The organism is Flavobacterium arabinosi (assembly GCF_048158725.1).
Classification (GTDB): domain Bacteria; phylum Bacteroidota; class Bacteroidia; order Flavobacteriales; family Flavobacteriaceae; genus Flavobacterium; species Flavobacterium arabinosi.
In genome coordinates this window covers 391,679-417,541 of sequence record NZ_JBLNKX010000002.1, presented here as the reverse complement: position 1 = coordinate 417,541, position 25,863 = coordinate 391,679, and the positions used below count along the sequence as shown (strand labels likewise).

General features: G+C 34.2%; 21 protein-coding genes and 2 tRNA genes. 12 read left to right on the top strand and 11 right to left on the bottom strand.

Annotation, left to right across the window (positions count from 1 at the left end):
- The first annotated feature begins 129 nt into the window (after positions 1-129).
- Positions 130-1,263 carry a 2-amino-4-hydroxy-6-hydroxymethyldihydropteridine diphosphokinase gene (gene folK, locus ACM55K_RS05930; protein ID WP_416849318.1) on the top strand — a complete coding sequence of 378 codons (1,134 nt, stop codon included), beginning with the start codon at positions 130-132 and terminating at the stop codon, positions 1,261-1,263.
- A 16-nt stretch (positions 1,264-1,279) separates the two neighbouring features.
- Here the strand turns inward: folK and ACM55K_RS05925 are convergent, their stop codons facing one another.
- From ACM55K_RS05925 to ACM55K_RS05915, 3 genes are all read right to left on the bottom strand, one after another.
- Positions 1,280-4,195: an Ig-like domain-containing protein gene (locus ACM55K_RS05925; RefSeq protein WP_416849317.1), complete on the bottom strand. Its 2,916-nt coding sequence runs from the start codon at positions 4,193-4,195 to the stop codon at positions 1,280-1,282.
- Positions 4,196-4,234: 39 nt separating this feature from the next.
- Positions 4,235-4,771, bottom strand: coding sequence for an RNA methyltransferase (locus ACM55K_RS05920; RefSeq protein WP_416849316.1), 537 nt, complete (start codon positions 4,769-4,771; stop codon positions 4,235-4,237).
- Between the two features lie 76 nt (positions 4,772-4,847).
- Complete coding sequence (locus ACM55K_RS05915) at positions 4,848-5,303, bottom strand: DUF1573 domain-containing protein (RefSeq protein WP_416849315.1); 456 nt, start codon at positions 5,301-5,303, stop codon at positions 4,848-4,850.
- Between the two features lie 160 nt (positions 5,304-5,463).
- Here ACM55K_RS05915 and mutS point away from each other — a divergent pair, with 160 nt between their 5' ends.
- The 5 genes from mutS to ACM55K_RS05890 all read left to right on the top strand — a co-directional run bounded on the left by mutS (position 5,464) and on the right by ACM55K_RS05890 (position 9,299).
- Positions 5,464-8,070 carry a DNA mismatch repair protein MutS gene (gene mutS, locus ACM55K_RS05910; protein WP_416849314.1) on the top strand — a complete coding sequence of 869 codons (2,607 nt, stop codon included), beginning with the start codon at positions 5,464-5,466 and terminating at the stop codon, positions 8,068-8,070.
- Between the two features lie 148 nt (positions 8,071-8,218).
- Positions 8,219-8,294: transfer RNA gene (locus ACM55K_RS05905), tRNA-Gly, on the top strand.
- Between the two features lie 12 nt (positions 8,295-8,306).
- Positions 8,307-8,392 (top strand) — tRNA-Leu (locus tag ACM55K_RS05900).
- Positions 8,393-8,445: 53 nt separating this feature from the next.
- The gene (locus ACM55K_RS05895) at positions 8,446-8,727 is read left to right on the top strand and encodes a GIY-YIG nuclease family protein (RefSeq protein ID WP_416849313.1); all 282 of its coding nucleotides are present in this window, start codon (positions 8,446-8,448) and stop codon (positions 8,725-8,727) included.
- Between the two features lie 224 nt (positions 8,728-8,951).
- Positions 8,952-9,299, top strand: a complete 348-nt coding sequence (locus ACM55K_RS05890) for a DUF1508 domain-containing protein (protein ID WP_416849312.1) — start codon at positions 8,952-8,954, stop codon at positions 9,297-9,299.
- Between the two features lie 165 nt (positions 9,300-9,464).
- On the opposite strand, the gene ACM55K_RS05885 is transcribed toward ACM55K_RS05890, so the two are convergent.
- Positions 9,465-9,707, bottom strand: a complete 243-nt coding sequence (locus ACM55K_RS05885) for a hypothetical protein (RefSeq protein WP_416849311.1) — start codon at positions 9,705-9,707, stop codon at positions 9,465-9,467.
- A 341-nt stretch (positions 9,708-10,048) separates the two neighbouring features.
- A complete protein-coding gene (locus ACM55K_RS05880; RefSeq protein WP_416849482.1) occupies positions 10,049-11,293 on the bottom strand; it encodes a 3-deoxy-D-manno-octulosonic acid transferase in 1,245 nt (414 codons plus the stop codon).
- Positions 11,294-11,522: 229 nt separating this feature from the next.
- On the opposite strand from ACM55K_RS05880, the gene ACM55K_RS05875 reads away from it, so the two are divergent.
- The 3 genes from ACM55K_RS05875 to galE are packed head-to-tail and all read left to right on the top strand — an operon-like array spanning position 11,523 to position 14,125.
- Positions 11,523-12,653, top strand: coding sequence for a DegT/DnrJ/EryC1/StrS family aminotransferase (locus ACM55K_RS05875; RefSeq protein ID WP_416849310.1), 1,131 nt, complete (start codon positions 11,523-11,525; stop codon positions 12,651-12,653).
- A 5-nt stretch (positions 12,654-12,658) separates the two neighbouring features.
- The gene (locus ACM55K_RS05870; RefSeq protein ID WP_416849309.1) at positions 12,659-13,102 is read left to right on the top strand and encodes a nuclear transport factor 2 family protein; all 444 of its coding nucleotides are present in this window, start codon (positions 12,659-12,661) and stop codon (positions 13,100-13,102) included.
- Between the two features lie 9 nt (positions 13,103-13,111).
- A complete protein-coding gene (gene galE / locus ACM55K_RS05865; RefSeq protein WP_416849308.1) occupies positions 13,112-14,125 on the top strand; it encodes a UDP-glucose 4-epimerase GalE in 1,014 nt (337 codons plus the stop codon).
- A 73-nt stretch (positions 14,126-14,198) separates the two neighbouring features.
- On the opposite strand, the gene ACM55K_RS05860 is transcribed toward galE, so the two are convergent.
- The 6 genes from ACM55K_RS05860 to ACM55K_RS05835 form a co-directional block, all read right to left on the bottom strand.
- On the bottom strand, positions 14,199-14,450 hold the full coding sequence (locus ACM55K_RS05860) for a hypothetical protein (protein WP_416849307.1): 252 nt from the start codon (positions 14,448-14,450) through the stop codon (positions 14,199-14,201).
- 120 nt (positions 14,451-14,570) lie between these two features.
- Positions 14,571-15,446: an ACP S-malonyltransferase gene (fabD, locus tag ACM55K_RS05855; protein WP_416849306.1), complete on the bottom strand. Its 876-nt coding sequence runs from the start codon at positions 15,444-15,446 to the stop codon at positions 14,571-14,573.
- A 199-nt stretch (positions 15,447-15,645) separates the two neighbouring features.
- Positions 15,646-16,596 (bottom strand): bestrophin family protein, encoded by a 951-nt coding sequence (locus tag ACM55K_RS05850; RefSeq protein WP_416849305.1) that lies wholly within the window; start codon positions 16,594-16,596, stop codon positions 15,646-15,648.
- A 32-nt stretch (positions 16,597-16,628) separates the two neighbouring features.
- On the bottom strand, positions 16,629-17,354 hold the full coding sequence (locus tag ACM55K_RS05845; RefSeq protein ID WP_416849304.1) for a hypothetical protein: 726 nt from the start codon (positions 17,352-17,354) through the stop codon (positions 16,629-16,631).
- 80 nt (positions 17,355-17,434) lie between these two features.
- Complete coding sequence (locus tag ACM55K_RS05840; RefSeq protein WP_416849303.1) at positions 17,435-18,823, bottom strand: HAMP domain-containing sensor histidine kinase; 1,389 nt, start codon at positions 18,821-18,823, stop codon at positions 17,435-17,437.
- Between the two features lie 2 nt (positions 18,824-18,825).
- On the bottom strand, positions 18,826-19,500 hold the full coding sequence (locus tag ACM55K_RS05835; protein ID WP_416849302.1) for a response regulator transcription factor: 675 nt from the start codon (positions 19,498-19,500) through the stop codon (positions 18,826-18,828).
- Between the two features lie 850 nt (positions 19,501-20,350).
- Here ACM55K_RS05835 and ACM55K_RS05830 point away from each other — a divergent pair.
- The 3 genes from ACM55K_RS05830 to ACM55K_RS05820 all read left to right on the top strand — a co-directional run bounded on the left by ACM55K_RS05830 (position 20,351) and on the right by ACM55K_RS05820 (position 25,863).
- The gene (locus tag ACM55K_RS05830) at positions 20,351-20,950 is read left to right on the top strand and encodes an RNA polymerase sigma factor (protein WP_416849301.1); all 600 of its coding nucleotides are present in this window, start codon (positions 20,351-20,353) and stop codon (positions 20,948-20,950) included.
- A 148-nt stretch (positions 20,951-21,098) separates the two neighbouring features.
- Positions 21,099-22,283, top strand: a complete 1,185-nt coding sequence (locus tag ACM55K_RS05825; protein ID WP_416849300.1) for a FecR family protein — start codon at positions 21,099-21,101, stop codon at positions 22,281-22,283.
- Between the two features lie 97 nt (positions 22,284-22,380).
- Complete coding sequence (locus tag ACM55K_RS05820; protein WP_416849299.1) at positions 22,381-25,863, top strand: SusC/RagA family TonB-linked outer membrane protein; 3,483 nt, start codon at positions 22,381-22,383, stop codon at positions 25,861-25,863.

The window sequence follows — 25,863 nt, the reverse complement described above, 5'->3', positions numbered from 1 at the left end:
TTTTTTAATAAGTCTAAAAAGAGGTCAAATTGTTACAAATTTCAGGTTTTATAATTCTAGAATTAGTTATCAACACTCTTTGCAAAGATACTTCTATTCTAAAATTCTTTTAGTTAATTTGTGCTTAATATGAAATCACAACATCAAGTTATTTTATCGATAGGAAGCAATCAAGGAAACCGATTAGAAAATATTGAACTCTGCTTACAATTGCTCCATCAGGAAGTGGGAACGGTAATCAAAGTTTCAAAGCTATATGAAACGCCGTCTTGGGGTTTTGACAGTGATGCATTCTATAATTGTGCATTGATGATTCACACTTTTAGCTCGGCAAATAAAATTCTGGCCCGGGTTTTAAAAATTGAAAAAAAATTGGGCCGTATTCGCAATGAAGAACTAGGATACCAATCTAGAATTATAGATATTGACTTGATTGCTTTCGATTCAGCAATTATTGAAACCGAAAAGCTTCAGATTCCACATCCATTAATGCAAAACAGAAAATTTGTTTTGTTACCCATTCAGGATTTGAATTTAGATTGGAAACATCCTATTCTTAAAAAAACAGTATCGGAATTGCTTGAATTTTCTCCAGATCAAAGCGTTTGTAAAGTAGTACAAGATTTAGAAAGTCCTTTGCAAAGTATTGCTTTGGAGCAATTCAATTATGTGGCTTTTGAAGGGAATATTGGAGCAGGAAAGACAACTTTGGCTATGAAAATTGCTGAGGATTTTAATGCAAAAACAGTTTTAGAACGTTTTGCAGATAATCCATTTTTGCCTAAATTTTATAAAGATCAAAATCGATACGCTTTTCCGCTTGAAATGTCATTCCTTGCCGATAGGTACCAACAGTTGTCAGATGATTTAGCCCAATTTGATTTGTTTAAAGACTTTTTAGTAGCCGATTATCATATTTTTAAGTCTTTGATTTTTGCGAAAATAACACTGGCTGAAGATGAATATCGTTTGTATCGAAACCTGTTTGATATTATTTACAGAGAAATGCCGAAACCAGATTTGTATATTTATTTGTACCAAAATTCAGAGCGTCTTTTACAAAATATTAAAAAGAGAGGCAGAAGCTACGAACAAAAAATTCCAGCAGAATATTTGGATAAAATTAATAACGGATATCTAGACTATATTAAATCACAAACGGAACTGAATGTTCTGATTATAGATGTGTCTAATCGAGATTTTGTAAAAAATCAAGAAGATTACCTTTATATTCTGGATCAAATCCACCAGAAAATCAGTTAATAGAAATTAGAAATAATTATCTTTTTAACGAAAAATGACCTCTTATTTCGGGTTTTGTATTGTCTATTTTTAAAACATACCAATAATCGGATGCAGGCAAGATATTGTTATTGTATTTGCCATCCCAACTATATTTTAAGGCGTTTAATGTTATTATTAATTTGCCGTAACGATCAAAAATTAAAGCACTTGAATTGGGAGCGTTTTTCATTTCTTTTATTTCCCAAACGTCATTAAATCCATCGTTATTTGGGGTAAAATATTTTGCAATTGTAAATATTGTAAAATCTTGTTGTACTAGATTGCACAAGTTTTTTTCTCTAACGTATGCCGTGTGTTGTCCACTTTGGATGTAGGAAAATTTATTGGAACCCTGGAATAATTCTCCGTCAATTGAATACTCATAATAATTTTCCGGATTGGTTAGTTCGACTGTTATCGAGTTTTCGTTCACGATTATTGCCTTAATAATTGGTGCGGGATGCTCTATAACTTTAATATTTTTTTTTGAATCACAAGAAACCACAAAAGGGGAGCTAATCTTTACGCTGTAATCCCCTGTGGTTGAAACGACAATGGTTTGGGTGGTTTCGCCTCCCGGAGACCACAAATAATTCATTCCCGGTATGGAAGCATCTAATGTTGCGGTTTCAGTTTGGCATAAAATGACTTCTTCATTGATGTTGACAACGGGGTATATTGTTGCTGTTACTGACACTCTTCGGCTTGTGCATTGATTTGTAGTTTCAACATAATAGGTTGTTGTTGATGCAATACTAGGGGTCGTAAATGAGGTTCCTGTTCCTAATAAAGTTCCAGCTGTCGGAACATTGTACCAGTTTATTGTGCCTGCCGAAGCGGTCGCTCCCAGTGTTACTGTTCCTGTATCGCAGCGAGAAGCTGGCGTGGTCGAAGTAATTGATGGTGAAATATTAACAGTGGCAGTAATTGCGGTTCTTGTTGCTGTTGTACATCCAGATGCAACTGCATCAACATAATATATAGTTGTCGACACTATGTTTGGAGTTGTGAATGAGGTTCCAGTTCCTAATGAAGTTCCTCCCGTTTGGACATCATACCAATTTATAATTCCAGCCGAGGCTAACGCTCCCAATGTTACCGTGCCTGTATCGCAACGTGATGTTGGCGTTGTTGAAGTTATTGTTGGGGTAATATTAATAATGGCTGCAATGGCAGTTCTTGTTGGGGTTGTGCATGAGAAACCAGTAGCATCAACATAATAGGTAGTTGTTGATGCAATATTCGGGGTCGTAAATGAAGCTCCGGTTCCTAATGAAGTTCCACCTGTTGGTGCGTCATACCATTTAATTATTCCTGCCGAAGCGTTCGCTGTAAGCGTTACTGTTCCTGTATTGCAACGAGAAGCCGGAGTTGTCGAAGTGATCGATGGCGAAATATTAACAGTGGCAGTAATTGCAGTTCTTGTTGCTGTTGTACATCCAGATACAACTGCATCAACATAATATGTAGTTGTCGACACTATGCTTGGAGTTGTGAATGAGGTTCCGGTTCCTAATGAACTTCCTCCCGTTTGGACATTATACCAGTTTATAGTTCCAGCCGAGGCTGACGCTCCCAATGTTACAATGCCTGTATCGCAACGTGATGCTGATGTTGTTGAAGTAATAGATGGAATAGCATTTATAGTAGCAATAATTTCAGTTCTTGGTACAGTTGGACAATTCCCGTTTGTTGCATCCACATAATAAGAAGTAGATGTGGAAATTATGGGGGTAGTAAATGAATTTCCTGTCCATATTGGAATTCCGCCAGTACTAGAGGTATACCAATCTACGAGTCCGTCAGTAGCAGTTGCTTGGAGCATAACTGTTCCTGAACCACATCTTGAGGCTGGTATTGTGCTGTTTATTACTGGTATTGTCATTGTTGTACTTGCTGAAATTTGAAGAGGAAGTTCACCCGGCATTCCGCCATATTCTATAATATAACCTTTAGGTTGATAATTACCACTTGAATCACCAGTATTGGACATATCATTCCATGAGCCGGGAATTCCAACGCCAGGAGCAGTAATATGTGCATAGTCTTCATTTCCAGATTGATTTGGTTCGTTATTATTGGTATTCCAAAAAGCAAAATTAGGGGTTGAACCATTGCCTGTTCCGTTCCAAAATACTGTTCCGCTTTCTGGACCAGTTACCCATTTCCAGACTCCCTCTGTTTCAGCATCGCTGCCTCCAATCCAGCCTGCGCCCGGTGCTTGTTTACCTACTAATTGCGCCTCATCTGCAGCAGTGATTGTGGCTAAATAACCCTGTAAGCCATAATATGTTTTTGTTTCTGCCTCTGCTTTTGCTGCAGACCAAGTGATGCTTAAACTTGGTACATATTCGTAAAAATGACCATTTCGAGGTAAATAATTGGCTTGTCCTGGCCCTAAACTGATAGAAAAATTTTTAATTCCTGATGGTGAAGGAGATGAACTATAAAACTCAACATTTTTTATTGCAGTTTCAAAATCACTATAGGGAACTAAACTAGCTGTTGAACTAGACAAGATTAGTTTTCCTTCAGCAGGAATCCAATTGGATATGATATTAGGATAAGAACCCGTTAAAGTAAGTTGGTCTTGTCCATTAACATAACCTGATGAAATTTGAATGTAAACTGCATTGGTACTGGTCTCTGCGGGGTCATTTGTTATGGTTAAGCTTGTGGCAATTTTGACATAGGTTTGTGGACAGTATGTTTGATTTCCCTCTGCCTTAATCTTAGGGGGATCTATAGTAACTGCGTTTTTTTCCGAATTTTTACGTAATGGATTTTTAATCGAATTAGTTTTGTTTCTACCATCTTTTTTGGCAGACAAATTATAGGTACTGGCAAAAGTAGCTTTTGAACAGATAAATAATAGCAGCACTATGATTTTAAAAAAATGACTAAATCTCATTTTGTAAAAGTATTAATTATTTAATATTCAAAAAAAAAATTATTTCGGCCAATTTAATTTTCGAAACAAATCCCAGACTACAATACCTGCACTTACTGAGATGTTTAACGAATGTTTGGTTCCTAATTGTGGAATTTCGATACATCCGTCGCATAAAGCAACAGCTTCCTGAGAAACCCCATACACTTCGTTTCCGAAAACTAAAGCGTATTTTTTTTCTTTTTCAACTTCAAAATTTTGAAGAAAAACAGCACTTTCAACTTGTTCGATTGCAAGTGTGGTAATATTTTCTTTTTTTAATTTTTCAATAACTTGCAGAACGTTTTCATTGTGTTCCCAAGTCACAGTTTCGGTAGCGCCAAGTGCTGTTTTATGGATTTCTTTGTTTGGAGGTGTTGCTGTTATGCCGCACAAGTATATTTTTTCTATCAAAAAAGCATCAGCGGTTCTAAATACTGAACCAATATTATGTAAACTTCTAATGTCGTCTAACACTAAAATAAGTGGTGTTTTTTCGGATTCTTTAAAAGCTTCGATAGTTTTTCTTTCGAGTTCGCTGTTTTCCAGTTTTCTCATATATTTTTGGATTTTACTTGAATAAAAAAAGCTTCCGAAATTAGGGAAGCTTTTTTATTATAAATTAATTTAGAATTTAGCTTTTTGCATCATCTCCTAAAACAGTTCCTTTTATAGTAAGTACTTTAGTTGGTTGTCCTGCAGCATTTGAAGTTACAGTTACAGTTTTTGTAAACGCACCGATTCTATCAGTAGCATATTTAACACCAATAATACCTTTTGCACCAGGAGCAATTGGCTCTTTTGGAGTAGTAGGAACAGTACATCCGCATGAACCTTGAGTATTTGTGATAATTAATGGTTTGTTACCATTATTAGTAAAAACAAATTCACGTTTTCCGTCTGCATTGTGTGCAATTGTTCCGTAATCAATAACTTCAGTTACAAATACCATTCCTGCGCCATCTACTTTTGGAGTTGAAACTTTAGCAGTTGTAGCTTTTATTTTTTTTGTAACCTTTGATGTTTCTTGTGCATTAGAAGCTGTAACCCCTAATACTAATAATAACGCTAGTGTAACTATTTTTTTCATTTTCTTGTTTTTTTAATTCGTTAAACAAATTTAAAGAAAAAATCATGCCATTAGCTTAATTTTTCCTTAAAAAAATTAATTTTTTGAAGTGTTACTTATTCGCATTAAAATATTTAAATTCGCTGACACATTTTTTTTCATTTTTTAAATATAAAATAACTTGGCATCTAAAGAGAAAACAGTTAAAGAAACGCCTTTAATGAAGCAATATAATGATATCAAAAGGAAATATCCGGATGCGTGTTTATTGTTTAGAGTAGGGGATTTTTATGAAACTTTTGGAGAGGATGCCGTTCGTGCTTCAAAAATTCTCGGAATAACATTGACCAAAAGAGGGGCAGGTTCAGAAACAGAGACTGCACTGGCAGGTTTTCCGCATCATTCTATAAATACGTATTTACCAAAACTAGTCAAAGCGGGACTTCGTGTCGCTATTTGCGATCAGCTCGAAGATCCGAAAATGACCAAAACGATTGTGAAACGCGGTGTTACGGAGCTTGTAACTCCCGGTGTTTCTATGAATGATGAGGTTTTACAATCTAAAACCAATAACTTTTTAGCCTCTGTTTTCTTTGCCAATAAATCAATAGGGATTTCATTTCTTGATGTTTCCACCGGTGAATTCCTTACAGCACAAGGAAATGCAGAATATATTGATAAGTTATTGCAGAATTTTAATCCTAGCGAAGTTTTAATTCCAAAAAACAATAAAAATGATTTTCGCGAAATTTTCGGAGATGATTATCATAGTTTTTACTTGGAAGATTGGATTTATAAAGAAGATTATGCATTCGAAACCTTAACTAAGCATTTTCAAACTGTTTCTTTGAAAGGATTTGGAATCGAAGAATTGAAAGAAGGAACAATTGCTTCGGGAGCGATTTTGTATTATTTATCCGAAACGCAACATAATAGAGTACAGCATATAACTGCTATTCAACGTATCGCCGAAGATGCTTATGTTTGGATGGACCGATTTACAATTCGAAATCTGGAATTGTATCATAGTTATAATCCAAATGCAGTTACGCTTCTCGATGTGATTGATAAAACGCTTTCGCCAATGGGTGGCCGTCTGTTAAAAAGATGGTTAGCGCTTCCTTTGAAAGATAGTGCTAAGATTCAAAGCCGTCATCAAGTGGTTTCTTATTTAAAAGAACATCAGGATGTTTTGAAAAATATACAGAATCAAATCAAACAAATCTCAGATTTGGAACGTTTGATTTCGAAAATTGCTGCTGGAAAAGTATCACCTCGTGAAGTGGTTTATTTGAAAGAATCATTGGACGCGATTATTCCGATAAAAACCTTGGCTTTAGAAAGTCCGCAGGAAGCAGTAAAAGTAATTGGTGATAGTTTACACAGTTGCGAATTATTGCGCGAAAAAATCAAAACCGTTTTAAATCAAGATGCTCCTGTGGCTATTGCCAAGGGGAATGCTATCGCTAAAGGAATCAATGCGGAATTAGATGATTTAAGGGCCATATCTACTTCCGGGAAAGAATTCTTGGACGGAATCGAAAAACGAGAATCACAATTGACAGGAATTTCCTCGTTGAAAATTTCCTTTAATAATGTTTTTGGTTATTATATCGAAGTTAGAAACTTGCATAAAGATAAAGTTCCTGCTGAATGGATTCGAAAGCAAACTTTGGTCAATGCGGAACGTTATATTACGGAGGAATTAAAAGAATACGAAACTAAAATCCTTGGTGCCGAAGAAAAAATTCATAAAATAGAAGTAGAGTTATTTGAACAATTAGTGAGTTGGATTGCTACTTATATCAAGCCGGTTCAAATGAATGCAAATTTAGTTGCGCAATTGGATTGTTTGTGTTCTTTCACGCAATTGGCTATCGAAAATAAATATGTTTGTCCGGAACTAGACGAAACATTCGAACTAGAAATTAAAAACGGAAGACATCCTGTTATCGAAAAACAACTGCCTGTTGGAATGCCTTATATTGCTAATGATGTTTTCTTGGATAGAGAAACGCAACAGCTGATAATGATCACGGGGCCCAATATGTCCGGAAAATCGGCTATTTTACGTCAAACGGCCTTGATTGTGCTCTTATCTCAAATGGGAAGTTTTGTTCCTGCGGACAGCGTGAGAATGGGAATTGTAGATAAAATATTCACCAGAGTAGGGGCTAGCGATAACATTTCGATGGGAGAATCTACATTTATGGTCGAAATGAATGAAACAGCTTCTATCTTGAATAATATTTCCGATAGAAGTTTGGTGCTGTTGGATGAAATTGGAAGAGGAACGAGCACCTATGACGGAATTTCTATTGCTTGGGCAATTGCAGAGTTCTTACACGAACATCCTTCTAGGCCTAAAACGTTGTTTGCGACGCATTATCACGAGTTGAATGAAATGAGTGAATCTCTGCCTAGGATTCAGAATTATAATGTTGCTGTCAAAGAATTGAAAGATACCGTGCTTTTTATTCGGAAATTAGTAAAAGGAGGAAGTGCGCATAGTTTTGGAATACATGTCGCTAAAATGGCCGGAATGCCTCAAATCGTAATTTTGAAAGCACAGAAGCTTTTGAAAAAATTAGAAAAGAATCATTCGAGCGATGCACTGAACGGAATTAAAGCTGTAAAAGATGAAATGCAAATGAGCTTCTTTAATCTGGATGATCCTTTGTTGGAGGAAATCAAAGAAGAGATCATAAGTTTAGATATAAATACCATTACACCTATGGAAGCATTGATGAAACTTAATGAAATTAAAAGAATGTTGACCAGAAAATAATTTATTTTGTTTTAAAGTTTACGTTATCAGAAAGTTAACTTTTATCTGTGATTTTTTTATAAAAAAGGCTTGTATAATTCAATAAATGTCCTAAATTTGCATCCGCAATACAGAACAAGTATCGCGGTTCTTTCTAAGAATTGAAAATGCGAAAATAGCTCAGTTGGTAGAGCGCGACCTTGCCAAGGTCGAGGTCGCGGGTTCGAGCCCCGTTTTTCGCTCCAACACCACATAATGCTCGGATGGTGAAATTGGTAGACACGCTGGACTTAAAATCCAGTGAACAGCAATGTTCGTGCGGGTTCAAGTCCCGCTCTGAGTACTAAAAAAGCTTCAAACTATGTTTGGAGCTTTTTTTATTAAACAATTTTTTAAATGTATTTTATTTATATAATTTATTCTAAAAAATTAGACAGATTTTACGTCGGAACTACGGATGATGTCGAAAAAAGATTGGCTGAGCATAATTCAGGATTTTATAGCGAAGCGTTTACAGTAAAAGGAGTTCCTTGGGAATTGAGTTTAAAATTCGAGTGTAAATCGAGTGAGAAAGCTTATGGATTAGAGAAGTTTTTGAAAAGAATGAAGTCTAGGATTTTTTTGGAGAAAGTGATAGTTAATCCGGGTATTTTATTAGATATTCAAAATAAAATATAATTTTAAAACGGGTTCAACTCCGAAGCTTCGGAGCCGCTCTGAGTACTAAAAAAGCTTCAAACTATGTTTGGAGCTTTTTTTATTTTATAACAAATCCATTTTAATTTTTTGAATGTCAATTTAAACAACTGCTATTGCAGTGTTTTTAGCGTGGCAAGGGTGAAGTAAAGCATATTTGTTAGGAGAGTTGGTTTTTAATGATTTGGTGTATTTAAAGATGTATTATGGGAGCTTTTGTGATTAGTAAAAGAAATAATGACGAGTATAAGTTTGTTTTCACTTCTAGAAAAGGGAAAATTATTTTTACAAGTTTAAGTTATGAACTTAAGTTTGAGTGTGAAGAAGATATTGAAAAGTTTAAACAAGACATTGCATCAGCTGATTTTTTAAAGTTTAAATCTTCTAATGGGAAGTACTTCTTTAAATTGATGTCAGGAGGGAATCATTTTGCGACAAGTAGAAAATATACCACTTCCTTGCGTCTGCAAAAAGGAATAAGTGAAATTGTACTCTACGGGTCAAAGTCGGAAATATTAGATTTTTCGGAGAATGATTTTATTTTCTCTGATTAAGATTTAGAAAACAATTGTTTTGAAACAAAAAAAGAGAGTATTGGTGATTACCAATGCTCTCTTTTTTGTTATTTATCATGAGGTTAAAAAAACGCTACTATAAATAATTAAAAAAGCCATCTCGCTAGGCGGATGGCTCTAAAATTTTTAGAATTTGAGTTCTAATTATTTTTTTGCAGCTTCAGTTGCAGTTTTAGCAGCGTCAGTTGCAGTTGCAGCAGCTTCAGTAGCTACAGCAGCAGCAGAATCAACAACTACAGCAGCAGAATCAACTACAGCAGCAGCAGAGTCAACAACAACAGCAGCAGAGTCAACTACAGCAGCGTCACCAGCAGGAGCGTCAGCTTTTTTACATGATACAACAGTTAAAACAGCAACAACAGCTAAACTTAAAAATACTTTTTTCATCTTACTTTATTATAAAAGGTTAATTATTAATTCGTGGCAAAGATATAAATTTTTTAATATGTAAAATATTTTTTTATTTTTTTTTTAAAAAATAATATTTTTTGTCAACATTCTCATTTACAACAACTATTATGCCAGAAGGCTAATGGAGTGAAATATATTGTTGCTAATTTAATGAATGATACTCTTACAAACTTTTTTATAATCCAATTTTGGTGAGTATCAAAGCTTCTTACAGAAAGTTATTAAGAGTTCGCTTAATAACGGATCGTTTGTCCGAAAGAAAATTTTTAGATTAATTTATTGTTAAGAGATGCTTTTATTAAATCAGTATTAAAATATTAATGTGCCCCAAAATTTGAAATGGTATTCATAATCACATTTGTGGCGCCTTTATTCATTTGTACAAAAGTGCTGCAAATATGTCCTCTTTCTTGTCGTTCTATCTCGTTTAGGATTAAGTTTGTGAAAGCAGCATCCAGTTCCTTTTTATTAGAAACAGAAATACAGCCTTCCAGATTCATTAAAGCAGTTGCTTCGGCAAAATGGGAATAGTTTGGCCCTATAACTATTGGGACGCCAAAAGTTGCCGGTTCAAGGATGTTATGCACGCCAGGATTTCCAAAACCACCACCAACATAAGCAATATCGGCATAACTGTATATTTTGGTCAGAATCCCGATGGTATTAATGATCAAGACATCATACTCAGCAAGAGCAGCATTTTCCTTTTCAGAAAAGAGAATGGTTTTCTTGGTAATGCTATTTTTTAGCTGTTGAATCTGTTCGTCTTTTATATTGTGTGGTGCAATTATAAATTTGACATTGCACGTATTCGAATTTATAAAATCGACTAATAAATTTTCGTCTTTGGGCCAAGAACTGCCAATTACAATAGTTAAAGTATCGTTTTTAAAATTGGCAATAAAGTCCAAAGTGTTGTCTTTTTCTAAAATTGCAGCAACTCTGTCAAAACGAGTGTCTCCGGAAACGGCTACATTGGTTTTGCCTAATTGGAGCAATAATTTTTTCGAGTTTTCATTTTGAACAAAAAAATAAGTGAAGGTATCCAGCGCTTTTCTGTAAAAACCACCGTACCATTTAAAGAACATTTGGTTCTCTCTTAGGATGCCAGAAACCAAATAAGTTGGCGTGTTTAGCTTTTTAAGTTTGCTTAAATAATTCAGCCAATATTCATATTTGATAAAAAACACCAAATCCGGATGAACAAGTTTCAAGAACTCCTGTGCATTTTTTTGCGTGTCCAAAGGCAAATAAACCGTGACATCAGCAACGGTATTGTTTTTACGAACTTCATATCCCGAAGGGGAGAAAAAGGTAACCACAATTTTATGTGAAGGGAATTTTTCTTTGATTTTTTCAATAACAGGCAATCCTTGTTCGTATTCGCCTAATGAGGCAGCGTGAAACCAAATTGTTTTATCAGAAGGTTTTATTTTTTGTTCCAAAGTAGGAAAAACAACTTTCCGACCTTCAATAAAAAGTTTGATTTTTGGACTGAAGAAAGCTATTATTTTTAATAAAAAACCAGCAATCCGAACAATAAGATTATAAAGAAAAAGCATCATTGAAATTTTGGGGCTAAAATACGTTTTCTTTATATTAATTTCTTCCGAAAGAAATATTTAAATTTTGGTTGTCAGGAACCTACTTTTTTATTTCATTGGAAGACTATTTTTTAATGTGGGTTTCATTGGTTTAAACTCATTAAATAACTATTTTTGTTTTTCGTTTTAAGAAAGTGTTTGTTGTTTTTAGAAACCTTAAACTTTAGAACTTTAAACAAAAATTTCAATGAAAAAAATCCAAATGGTTGACCTAAAAAGTCAATATGATAAAATAAAAGACGTTGTAAATACCTCTATTCAGGAAGTTTTAGATACCAATACTTATATCAACGGGCCTCAAGTTCATCAATTCCAAAAATCTTTAGAAGAATATTTAGAAGTAAAGCATGTAATTCCTTGTGCCAATGGAACTGATGCTTTGCAAATTGCGATGATGGGATTGGATTTAAAACCGGGTGATGAGGTAATCACTGCCGATTTTACTTTTGCCGCAACCGTGGAAGTAATTGCGTTATTGCAATTAACACCTGTTTTAGTCGATGTTGACTTGGTAAATATGAATATTTCTATCGAAGGAATTAAAAAAGCGATTACGCCAAAAACCAAAGCCATTGTACCTGTACATTTGTTTGGTCGTGCTGCCAATATGGAAGCAATTATGGTTATTGCTAAAGAGCATAATTTATATGTTATTGAAGATAATGCACAAGCGATAGGCGCTAATTGTAAATTTTCGGATGGAACCAAAAAGAAGGCCGGGACAATTGGACACGTCGGTTCTACTTCATTTTTCCCGTCTAAAAATTTAGGATGTTACGGTGATGGCGGTGCTATTTTTACCAATGATGATGCATTGGCTCACAAACTTCGCGGAATTGTAAATCACGGTATGTATGAGCGTTATCATCACGATGTAGTAGGTGTGAATTCTCGTTTAGACAGTATTCAGGCAGCGGTCTTGAATGCTAAATTGCCTTTATTGGATGATTACAGCAAAGCAAGACAAGATGCTGCCAGAAAATATTCTATAGCTTTTGAAGGGCATAAAAATATAATTGCGCCAAACATTTGTGATATTTGTGATTGCCACGTTTTTCATCAATATACCTTACGAATTATAGATGCCGACAGGAATGGTTTAATGCAACATTTATTAGATAAAGGAATTCCTTGTGCTATTTATTATCCAATTCCGTTGCATTCTCAAAAGGCTTATTTAGATTCAAGATACAAAGAAGAAGATTTTCCTGTAACCAATCAGTTAGTTAAAGAAGTACTTTCTTTACCCATGCACACCGAATTAGATGAGGAACAAATCAAGTTTATTACTGACAGCGTTTTGGAATTTTTAAACTAAATAAGATGAAATATTTTTTTGCAACTATTGCGGTGGTTTTATTTCAATTTTCAGGTTTTGCTCAAAATAGTTCCAAATCTAAAGAAGAAATCGCCGTTGCTTCTCGTGTCGAAAATTTGCGTCAAGCATTGATTGATGCAGATGGAAGTAAATTGAAGGAATTGACGTCTGCAACTTTGAGTTACGGACATTCGAGTGGACTTGTACAAAATCAAGCTGTTTTTATAGAAAAAATTGTCAATGGAGAGTCTGATTTCGTTACGATTGAATTCCAAAATCAAATAATTAGTATTAGTGGCAATGTTGCCATAGTTCGCCATAATTTGGCTGCTCACACCAAAGATGGCGGGATTGAGAAGGATATAAAAATTGGAATAATGCTCGTTTGGCAAAAGCAAAAAAACAAATGGTTGTTAATCGCCAGACAGGCGTTTAAATTACCGTCATAAAAAATAAAGATGAAAATACTAGTAACAGGAGGGTTGGGTTTTATCGGTTCGCATACTGTTGTCGAATTGCAAAATCAGGGTTTTGAAGTGATCATTATCGATGATCTTTCGAATTCATCTTTGAAAGTGCTGGACGGAATTCAGAATATTACTGGAAAAGTTCCCGCTTTCGAAAAGCTGGATTTGCGCGAAAAAGAAAAACTGCAGGATTTTTTCAAAAGACATCACGATATTTCAGGGGTGATACACTTTGCAGCTTCAAAAGCAGTTGGTGAAAGCGTTGAAAATCCATTGTTATATTATGAAAACAATATCAACACCTTGGTATATCTACTTCAAGAATTGCAACAAAAACCAGAAGCTAGTTTTATTTTTAGTTCGTCTTGCACGGTTTACGGTCAAGCTGAAAAAATGCCAATTACTGAAGATGCATCTATTCAAACGGCGATGTCTCCTTATGGAAATACAAAACAGATTGGGGAGGAAATTATCATTGATACTGCTAAAGTAACCAATATTAATGCTATTTTATTGCGTTATTTCAACCCGATTGGAGCACATCCATCTGCTGAAATTGGGGAATTACCTATTGGAGTGCCACAAAATTTAGTGCCATTTATTACTCAAACCGGATTGGGTTTGCGAAAAGAATTATCTGTTTACGGCGACGATTATCCTACGCCAGATGGAACAGCAGTACGGGATTATATTCACGTAGTTGATTTGGCGAAAGCCCACGTTATTGCTTTACAACGACTATTGAATAAAAAAAACACGGCTAAAGTAGAAACTTTTAATTTGGGAACCGGAACAGGAAGTTCTGTACTAGAAGTGATTAAAGCTTTTGAAAAAGTAAGCGGTAAAAAATTACCTTACAAAATAGTTGCCCGTAGAGAAGGAGATATTACTTCGGCTTACGCCAATACGGATAAAGCGAATAATGTTCTGGGCTGGAAAGCGCAATCCACTTTAGAAGAAGCTATGGAAAGTGCATGGAAGTGGGAACAGAAAATCAGGAAATAAAAAAAAGCTGCCAATGCATTACCCCCAATAAGTTAGACGCTATTTGGGGTAATGCATTGGCAGCTTTTTTTTATTATTTTTTTGCTGCTTCTTTTAGTTTTTCCGCGGCTTGATTCATTTTATCAGCCCCTTTTTCAAGAACTTCTCCTGCTTTAACCTTAGTAGAATCAGCTGCAGCATCAACTTTTACAGCTGCTGTATCTATAGCCTCTTCCATCTCATTTCCAACAGCTTCGGTAGCCTCTTTTACTTCGTCTTTTGTTTCTTTTTTACAAGAAGTCATTAAAGTTGCAACAAATGCTAATCCTAAAAGTGCTTTTTTCATTTTTTTTATTTTAAAAATTGATAATTGGATGAACTCATCCTATAAAGATAAAAAAAATCCTCACAAAATTTTATTCGTGAGGATTCTATTTTAAATCAATTTAAGATCCGTTATCAGAAATTACGCATTCGCAGTCACTGCTTCTTTATCAATTTTTCCAATCAATCCTGCCAATACTTTTCCTGGACCTACTTCAGTAAACAAAGTCGCGCCATCTTTAATCATTTGTTGTACGGATTGTGTCCATTTTACTGGAGCTGTCAATTGGATGATTAGGTTTTTCTTGATTTCGTCAGCGTCAGAAACAGCACTTGCCGTTACATTTTGGTATACAGGGCAAATAGGATTTGAGAAAGTCGTTGCTTCAATAGCAGCGGCCAATTCTTCTCTTGCCGGTTCCATCATTGGAGAGTGAAAAGCACCACCAACAGGCAATAATAAAGCGCGTTTTGCACCTGCCGCTTTCATCGCTTCACAGGCTTTTTCCACTGCCGATGTTTCCCCTGAAATCACTAATTGTCCCGGGCAGTTATAATTAGCAGCGACTACAATTCCGTCAATCGAAGCACAAACTTCTTCCACGATATTGTCCGCTAATCCTAAAACGGCCGCCATAGTCGAAGGTTTTATTTCGCAGGCTTTTTGCATCGCCAGCGCCCGTTTTGAAACCAATTGCAATCCGTCTTCAAAAGACAATGCACCGTTTGCCACTAATGCTGAAAATTCGCCTAATGAATGTCCCGCTACCATTTCCGGTTTGAAATCTTCACCCAATGTTTTTGCCAAAATGACCGAATGCAAGAAAACTGCGGGTTGTGTAACTTTGGTTTCTTTCAATTCTTCGGCGGTTCCTTCAAACATGATGTCTGTGATGCGGAAACCTAAAATTTCATTGGCTTTCTCGAATAATTCTTTTGCTAATGGGGAGTTTTCATATAAGTCTTTGCCCATTCCTGTAAATTGTGCGCCCTGACCCGGAAATACGTATGCTTTCATGTGTCTAATTTAAAGATTGAAAAATTTAAAGATTGAAAAATTAGTTTCAATCAGAACGCAAAAATACTATTTTTTACGGTATTTGAAACCATCTGTTTGGGTTCATTTTGCTACTGAAAAGTTTGCCTTTATTGTAGATAATTAAGATTCAATCAAAAAAAAATCCACTCAAATTAAGGAGTGGATCTACAAGTCAAAATTAAAGAACGAAATAAGCGTTATTTAAAGGTTGTATATGATGTGCTTTTGCTTCAGAAGCATGCACTTCTTCATCAAATTCATCTCGATATTCGTTAACCATCTGCATAAGGTTTTTTTCAATTGCATTTGAAATGGCACTTACGGGAGTGTCTGTAGGTCTGTTTTCAAATGGATCTTGTAAATGAATAGCCATTTTTTCGATTAAGAAAAAAGCAGCGGCAATAGTGGTCACTAATGGAATTTGAAGCCAGCCGATAATGTTAATTAATCCAAAAGGTAAGAGTATTATAAATAAACACAGCGCAAATCGGATGTACATACTGTATGTTGTTGGGAAAATAGTGTTTTTTATACGTTCACACTTTCCCATTGCATCACACAATCGTGTTAATGTATTGTCAATTTCCACTTGCTGGTAAACATTTATTTTATTGGTACTAAGTGCCTTTTTTAAATCTTTGGCGTGTAACATTAAAATAGCATTAGGAACATGTTTATGTCTTTTTACAAATCGCAAATCATCTTCATCCAGTAAATCCTTTATTGTTTTTGTAGGATCTTTTTCTCGCAGCATTTGTCCAAGGCTATAACACCAAGCAGCTTGTCTTTTTGCAAATTTTTCTTTGAAATCGTTTGCCTCTACCGAAAAATCGGGATCATTGTAGAAAATAATAATTTGTCTCAATAGTGTTCGGGAATCGTTAACGATGGAACCCCAAATTATTCGAGCTTCCCACCAACGGTCATAAGCTTGGTTGGATTTGAATGCCAGTAGTAATGAAATAATTGTACCAATTATTGTGGGGATTGCAATAGGAATATTAATAGACACAGTTTTGAAAAAATAGCGAAAAATTTCAAATGCAATGCAAAAGAAAATGACTAATGCTAATTCATTTTTTATTTTACCCAATACATATTTCATGGGAATTTTCTTTTTTAGTAACATATATTTTGAATTAAAATTTTAAACAATCATTATTAATAAATCTCTTCATATAAAGAAAGAACGGGTAAACCTAATGTTTCGTTAAGAGCAGTTTTTTCTTTTTTTAGCAGCTTTAGTTTCTTGGGTTTTCGTGTTTCAATCAGAATATTTATGTTGTTTTTTGATATTGTATCGGTTAAAAAATGTTCTATTTCATTCGCTTTTTGTCGGTCATCTATCTTGGTTTGACTTACAATTTTTAAAGAAAAAAGAGCATCTACATAGGTTTGTAAATCTTCTACTTGAAGGACTGAATCTGAATTTTTAATATACAACGCTTGGCTAAATGGTTCTTCTTCAAAGTTCGTGTTGAGGTGTAAAATGGGACATTTGCTATTAGAAATGATTTGGACACAATACATATTTATTTTCTTTTTAGAAGATTTAAAAGAAGGAGTAAGTATTGTTAATTCAATAGCGAAATGCTCCATTAGATTTCTAAAAAGGGGAGAAGAAATACCGTATTGATGGTGAATTTTTAAGCTGCAATTGTTGGATTCTAAAATAATTTCTCTACACATTTGTAAAACATTTTCCTGTGTAGTGCTTAGGTCCTGATTGATGTTTCTTAATAAATTGCTAGATGAATACGTATCCGGAATGTCAGTTATCAGCATCAAGATAAGCTGGCATTGCTCAGCATTAGATGATTTTATTGCTGCTTTAATTGCATTGATTGTGTCACTTTGTAATGTCGTAGGAATTAGAATATTTTTCATATGTATTAAATTTGATTTATTTATACATACAAAATAACAATACCCAGTTTATAGCAATCTTAAATTAAAATTAGAATATTCTAAGAATTTACATTAGAATTTCTAATGTTGGCGGTATTAAACGTGATGCTTACAATAGTGCCTTGATCTGGCTCAGATTGAATTTTAAGTTCTCCATTATGCATCCTAATTATTTTCATGGCAAGTGGAAGTCCTAATCCATAGCCATTGTATTTTGACGCTTTTTTGCCCCGGAAAAAAGGTTCGTAAAGGTGTGGAATGTCTTCTGCCGGGATACCAATTCCAATATCAGTAATCGAAATTTTGATAGATGAATTATTTCCTGATAAAGTAACAAAAACGGTTTCGTTATCTGAATATTTCACACCATTGGCAATAATATTATTCAATGAAAGTTCCAATAAGGGTCTATTACACGGGATTTCTAGTAAACTCGGATCACTAGGAATTTTATTGATTTTTATCCTTACTCTGTTATTAGGATAGATTTTATCAATATCCGATTTTACATCCATAAGAAGTTCATCAATTCTGACAACATCTAATAATTGTTTTTTTCCATCGTAACCGGTTTGTGTCAGTTTTAAAAGACTTTCCGTAAGATCTCCCAGTCGGGAGGCCTGACTGTGAATGTTTTCTAAAGAGGAGATATATTCCGTAACACTTCTTTCTTTTAAGAGCATAATCTCTGCTTCGGCAATTATGGTTGTTACTGGCGTTTTTAGTTCATGTGAAGCATTGTTGATAAAATTAGCTTGAATTTCAAATGAGGTTTCCAGTCGGTCCAGCATATTGTTAAATGTCTTTATCAAATCGCTAATTTCATCGGTGCTTTTGCTTTCGGGAAGTCTGTTGTGTAGGTTTGATGCGCTTATTCTTTTTACGTCGTAAGTAATTCGGGCGACTGGATCTATAACTCTTCTCGCCAGAAATCTACCAAAAACATAGGCTAACAGTATGAAAGCCAATCCTCCAAAAAATAGAATCCGAATAATATAAATGCTGCTGGTATTTCCCCTACGGTCTTTTGCAGTAATGATTATAATGTATTTTTGATTGGATTCGGTAAAAGTCTGGCCATAAAAATAACGGTTATCATCTTCAATCCATTCGGAGCCATTCGCCATCACTTTTTTATAAAAATCAGCAGGTAAATTAAGATTGGTGTTGTATTCAAATGTGTTTGTCCCGTTGACTTTAAGAACAAAATCTTCTTCATCAATCAGTTCTTCAAGTCCCTTTGCTTTAAATTCTTTGAAATAACGAGTTTTTACAGAGTCATTCTGATAATGAATCGAAGCACTAATCTTTGCTCGATCTTGTAATCTTTTCAAAAAATAATACTGGTTATTTTGTTTGAACAAAAAGAAAACCACCATACTCAATAAAAGGGTGCTGAGGGTTGAAAGAGCGATATAGGTAAGGGTAATTTTTTTCTTAATCTGCATTTTTATTGTTTCATTACATAGCCCAAACCTTTCATGGTGTGAATTAATTTAGTGTCGTATGGTTTGTCAATTTTTTTTCTCAAATAGTTAATGTAGACGTCGATAACATTTGTATTCATCTCAAAATTGATGTCCCAAACATTGTCTAGAAGTTGTTCTCGGGATAAAATGGTTTCAAAGTTTATTGCCAGATAATGCAAAAGTTTAAATTCTTTGGCTGTTAACAGAATAGTATCGCCATTTCTAGTTACCGATTTTGTTCTGGAATTAATTTCAAGATCAGCAATGTTGATAATTTCATGCGGTTTTTGTATTTGACCAGCTCTTCTTGACAGCGCATTGACTCTGGCATCAAGTTCCAAAAATTTAAAAGGCTTTACTAAATAATCATCGGCGCCGGAATTCAATCCATTTATTATATTTTCGCTACTTCCTAAAGCAGTTAATAATAAAATGGGAACAAAGTTTTTTGCAGCTCTCAAACGTCTACAAATTTCAATACCATTAATATCAGGCAACATCACATCTAATAGCACGACATCAAAATCATGATTAGAAAGCAGCTCTAATGCTGTTGTGCCATCGAGTGCAACACTTACATCGTGATTTTTTTCTGAAAACCCTTTCCGGATAATTGACGAAAGATTGGGTTCGTCTTCAACTATTAATAACTTCATTAAGATGTACTATTTGTACAAATCTAATGATTTAACTTTTGTTTTTTTTTAAAATAGAGCTATAGAGCCAATATTAACAAAATCTTATAATTATCAAAAGTTTCAATTTTAATTTTTTTGCAATCAGATTAAGTGGTTCTTTTAGATTCATTTTTGGTCGAAAAAATGTATGGTTAATTCACAAGTGTGAACTTCCATTCTAAACGGGTATTATCCGCATGAAGCTTGAATAATCTGTGTTTTAGTTCTCCTTTTCTATCATATCTTTATTAATACAGCTTAAAATAAAAAGATTAGGGTTTAACTTTTTCAGGAATGCTTAATTTCCTTGAACCCCGATAATAGTTTTTACAGGGAATCATTTTAAAACATATAAATCCTCAATAACCTGGAAAAACGTATGTTAAAGCAGTAAGTTGGACGTGTTTTTTCTATATTGTTTATAATCAGAGATATTATTCTTTTTTAAAGATTGACTCTGCAATATAGCTATTTTTAAGGTTTTGTTCTTTTTCTTAATTTGAATAATTCATCAACAATATCAGTAATCTTATTGAAACAAATCATAAGGAAAAGTTGGTTTAAGTGTCTATTTGTCAATAAACTTAAATATGCTAAATTTTGCTTTTTGTGCAATGGTTTAATCCAAATTATTAATCGAGTTCAGATTATGAAAAAGGATTTTATGTTAGTTCTAATATTGTATGTTTGTTTATATGTTTAATTTAATTAATATTGTAATTCAAGTTGCTATATTAGTATTGAGTAGGGTTCTAAATGAGAATTTTGATGCAAAACAAGTTATTTTATAGTAAATCAATAATTTATATGTATATAGAAGCTATTCACAATGTCTGAAACAAAAGCAATTAATAATAAACTGTTGGTTACAGAACTTATCGTGGGTAATGAAAAAGCCTTCACTGAACTTTTTAATACATATTGTAATGATGTTTATGCTTATAGTTTAAGTATGCTTAAAAATCAAGTCCTTGCAGAAGAAATTGTTCAAGATGTATTCTTAAATATCTGGCTACATAGAGACAGACTTAATACTGATTTGTCATTCAAGTCCTATGTGTTTACCATTACACGTAACTTAACATTTAATCTTATTAGTAAAGTAGCAAACATCCATAAGCTTAAGAAAGAAGTCTTTTACGTAAGTCAAAAGTCATATAGTCCAATTGAGGACATCATTGCTGAAGCTGATTATGATGTTATAAAAAATAAGGCTATTGAACAATTGTCTCCCAAGCGTAGAGTTATTTTTGAAATGTCACGTAATAAAGAAATGAGTTACGAGGAAATAAGTAAGGAATTGAATATTTCTGTAAGTACCGTAAAAGGTCAAATGAGCAAAACCTTAGCAGATATTAGAAATTTTTTGGAAACTCATGGAGATGTTACACTCCTTATTACCCTTCTTTCATCCCGTTGGCTGGAATAATTATTCGTTAATTATTATCGTTTTTTTTTCTTCTTTTCTTTTTATTTCTTTTTATTTTTTCTGTTTTAGTATTATTATTCAAAAAAAATAATAATAGTCAATAGTACTTTTCCTTTTCTCATCTGTATTATATATAAGAAAGTATATTATGCAACACGATAACCATATCAAAAAAATACTAAAAAAGTTCATTCTGAATCAATGCTCTAAAGAGGAAGTTGATGAAGTTGTACAGTATATTCAAGGGTTAACTGAATCAAGTGGACTACCAAACGTAGAAGACGTGTTGGCAATTTTAGACGAAAAGCCAATGATGACAGAGCTTGATGTTATTCGCATTCGGAACAAAATACTAGCGATTCCTCAAAAACAACAAAAGACATCGTTAAAAAGGAAATCTCATTTTATGAAATATACAGCTGCCGCTGTTTTCGTAGGGATTTTAACTACAGCTTATTTTTTTAAGAATGTCATTTTCAACAAGCCAGTTCAAGCTATTCCAGTAATAGTCCAGCAAGATGTAAATGCCCTTGAACCAGGTACTGATAAAGCGACACTTACCTTAGGGAACGGATCGCAAATAGCTTTAGTAAATGGAACTTCATTGAAAACACAAAATGCCAAAAGTAATGGTGAGGAAATTATTTATGAAGCGAAAGAAAGAAATACAAGTGAAGTAGTTTATAATTATTTGACAATTCCTAGAGGAGGTAAATTCTTTATTAAATTGTCTGATGGTACCCAAGTGTGGTTAAATTCTGAAACTAAATTAAAATTTCCAGTAGCTTTTATTGAAGGACAAACCAGACAAGTAGAATTAGTTTATGGAGAAGCCTATTTTGATGTGTCACCTAGTAAAAAGCATAAAGGGGCTCATTTCAAAGTGTTTAGTAATAAACAGGAAGTAGAGGTTATTGGTACAGAATTTAATATCAAAGCTTATAAGGATGAAGCTAATACCTATACAACCTTAGTTGAGGGGAAGGTGGATGTGAATATTGAAAATAGAAAACAAAGATTAATGCCAAATCAACAATTAAATTTTAACATCACAACAAGCAGTTCGTTTGTAAAAAATGTAGATGTTTATAATGACATATCATGGAAAGAAGGGGTTTTTAGTTTCGAAAAAATAACACTTAAGGATATGATGAAAGTATTGTCTCGTTGGTATGATTTTAATTTTATATTCAAAAATAAAGAAATTGAAAACGAAATTTTTGATGGCGTTTTAAGGAAAACCCAAACCTTAGATGAAATTTTGAGAAGTATTAAATATTTTAAAATTATAAAAAACTATGAAATAAAAGATAAAGAAGTAATTCTGGAATAAAAACCGGGTAGGAAGCATACATTCCTCTGTGACGCTTACGTCATCACACCATTTTAATCTATTAACCTATTGTATAACCAACCAACCCAAAAAAAATATGAAAATTATTAAAGTACTTAATGTCTTTGTTCCTGTTAGAGAACGGCTAATTAAAACTGTTATGAGAGCATTTATCTTTTTATGGTGTACAAATGTTTTTTGTCTCAATGTACACAACACATTTGCACAAGTGAATGTAATTATTGAAAAGGATCAATCAGCAACAATTTATCAGGTATTTAAAATTATAAAACAGCAGACTGATTTAAATTTTGTTTATCCTAGAAAAGTTTTTAAAGACATTCCGAATGTTGAATTAAAAAAAGGTAGAATTGCAGTATCTAAATTATTAGGACAATGTCTTTCAAGTAATAATCTAAATTTTGAGCTAACGGAAGATAATACCATCTTAATTAAAGAAAAGACTGTAATTGTTCCTAACAAAATACAGCAGAAAATAATAAGCGGAAAAATAACTGATGAATCTGGACAGCCTATTCCAGGAGTTAATATTATCGAAAAAGGAACCACAAATGGAATCCAAAGCGATTTTGATGGTAATTTTTCAATAAAGATAAATAGCGAAAAAGCAATATTAGTGGTTTCTTATATTGGTTTTAAAACAAAAGAAATTTTGTTAAATGGTCAAGTTAATCTTTTGATTAAATTAGAAGAAGACTCAGCTAAGCTAGATGAAGTGGTGGTGGTTGGTTACGGTTCCATTAAGAAAAAGGACTTGACTGGATCAGTGGTTTCTGTTGGCGCAGAAAAATTGCAAGGTAGGTCAAATAGTAATGTACTTCAATCACTTGCGGGACAGGCAACGGGTGTTCAAATTACACAGTCCCAAGGTGCTCCTGGTCTTGCTCCTACAGTAAAAGTACGTGGTGCTTCTTCGATAAATGCAGGTACTACCCCGCTTTATGTTATTGATGGAATTCCGTTGGAAGATAGTTCAACAAATTCAACAGATACAGGAATTACTACAGGGAGTAATTTGAGTTTTAATCGAAATCCATTGAATTTTATTAACCCCAACGATATTGAGTCGATTGATATATTGAAAGACGCATCTTCAGCAGCCATTTATGGTTCCAGGGGGGCAAATGGTGTTGTTATCATTACCACCAAGCAAGGAAAAGCAGGTAAAACCAAAATTGACGCGACTTTTGAGTCTGGTTTTTCTCATGTCAACCGTAAGACTGATGTGATGAATGCTTCAGAATTTATTGCCTTCAACACGGCTGCAAGAAATAATTCATGGGCGACAATTGTTGCCGCTAATCCATCGGCTACAAGAGGAATTAATGTAACTGTTCCTGTGGAATTCTCTGATCCGGCGTGGATTGCCCGTATCGGAAATGGGACTGACTGGCAGGATGTTGCATTTAGAACTGCACAAAACAGAAATTTTCAATTGTCGGCTTCTGGTGGTAACGAGAAGACCCAATTCATGGTGTCAATGGGGTATCTCGATTCAGAAGGTGTTGTTGATAGTAACACTTACGAACGAATTAATCTAAGGTCAAATATCAAGCATAAGTTTAATGATAAAGTTCGTATGGGAATGAACATTGGTCTTAGCCGCGCAAAAGAAGCACCATACGGCACAGGTGGAAAAAGTGACGTGGTGAGTTTGGCTTTGCAAAGTGATCCATTTTTTCCCCTTTATGTTGAAACGGGAAGTCTGGGCTTTAAAGATCCTACTTCAATTTGGAATACATTTTCTAAATATGGTTTCCAGCTTTGGCATCCTTATGCATTAACTAGGGAAGCAATTGCTAAAAAAATAACGAATATATCTACGGTTACTTCTTATCTAGAATGGGATATTATTAAAGATTTAACTATTAAAACTTCTGCGAGTTCTAATATTGAGAATACAGTTCATAATTTCTATTGGAATGCAGGCCAGAACTGGGGGTATTCAGGATGGGTACCAGCCCAAGCCGATTTCAAAACGCTGCAATCTAATAATTGGATTTCGGAAACTACACTGAATTACAATAAGAAATTTAATGAAAATCACAATTTAAATTTATTGGCTGGGTATTCTGCTCAAGAACAACGTACAGATTTGAGTAGTATGACAGCGGGTAGTTTCTCGAATGATTTAGTGCATACCTTGAATGCAGGTGTTGTGAATGCAGGTAACACTTTTTCAGAAGAGTGGTCATTAGTTTCCTATTTGGCTCGTGCTAATTATTCTTATAAAGGTAAATATCTGGCATCTGCAGCAGTTAGAGCTGATGGTTCTTCCCGTTTTGGGGCTAATAACAGATGGGGGTATTTTCCGTCAGGATCGCTTGCATGGCGTATGTCTGAAGAATCTTTTCTAAAGGATGTTTCTTGGTTAACTAATATGAAAGTTAGGTTAAGCTACGGAGCAACGGGTAATAATCAGATTCCAAACTACGGATCGATTGGGGTATTAGGTTATAGCCCATATGTAAGTTCAGGCACCGTGAACCAGGGAATTTATACATCAAATTTTGCTGATAAAAATTTGAAATGGGAAAAAACTGGTCAGACCAATTTTGGGGTTGATTTCAGTGTTTTTAATGGACGTGTGAAATTTACTGGTGATATCTATTATTCAAAAACTAAGGATTTGTTGCTTAATGTACCTATTCCAATTCTTTCAGGTTTTTCTTCTACTTTGACGAACATAGGGGAACTAGAAAACAGAGGATTTGAAATAAATCTTAGTACACAAAATATCGACAGTGAATTCAAATGGAGTACAGACTTTAATATTTTTGCCAACCGAAATAAAGTGTTAAAACTAGGTGTAAATGATGCTCCAATAGATATTAATGTTAGTAGTATGACATCACGCACAGCTGTAGGAGAACCAATAGGTATGTATTATGGTTATGTTGTTGACGGTGTAATTATGTCAAAAGCGGAGTTGGATAGCAAAGCTTATCCAGTATGGCCAGGCAGTGAAGCGGGTGATCCAAGGGTAAAGGATGTTAATAATGATGGTAAAATTGATTCTAACGATCGTACCTACCTTGGGAACAATCAAGCTGATTTTCAATGGGGATTGACTAATAATTTTTCTTTCTCAGGATTTGAACTTTCCGTTTTGTTGCGCGGTTCACAAGGTGGAGAAATTCTTAACCATAATGCCCGATATTTGAAATCTGGTGTAGGTGGAGGTAACCGTAACATGTATTCTGTTGTAAATAATTACTGGAAATCCGATGCTGATCCTGGCGACGGAATGATTCCTAAACCTCGTATGTTGCCAACTACTGTTCGCGATTTTGGATCCAGTTATTGGGTTGAAGATGGATCATTCGTTCGTATCCAAAATATACGTCTAGGGTATAATATACCGAAAAAACTAGCTGAAAAAATGAAGGTAAGTAACATCAAGTTATATCTAAATATGGAAAATGTACATGTGTTCTCTGATTATTTAGGTTTTGATCCGGAAGGTAGTACTTATCAATCTGGTGTCTTGGTAGGCTTTGATTACGGAGCTTATCCAAATCCTTTTACTGCTACTGCTGGACTAAATGTTAGTTTTTAA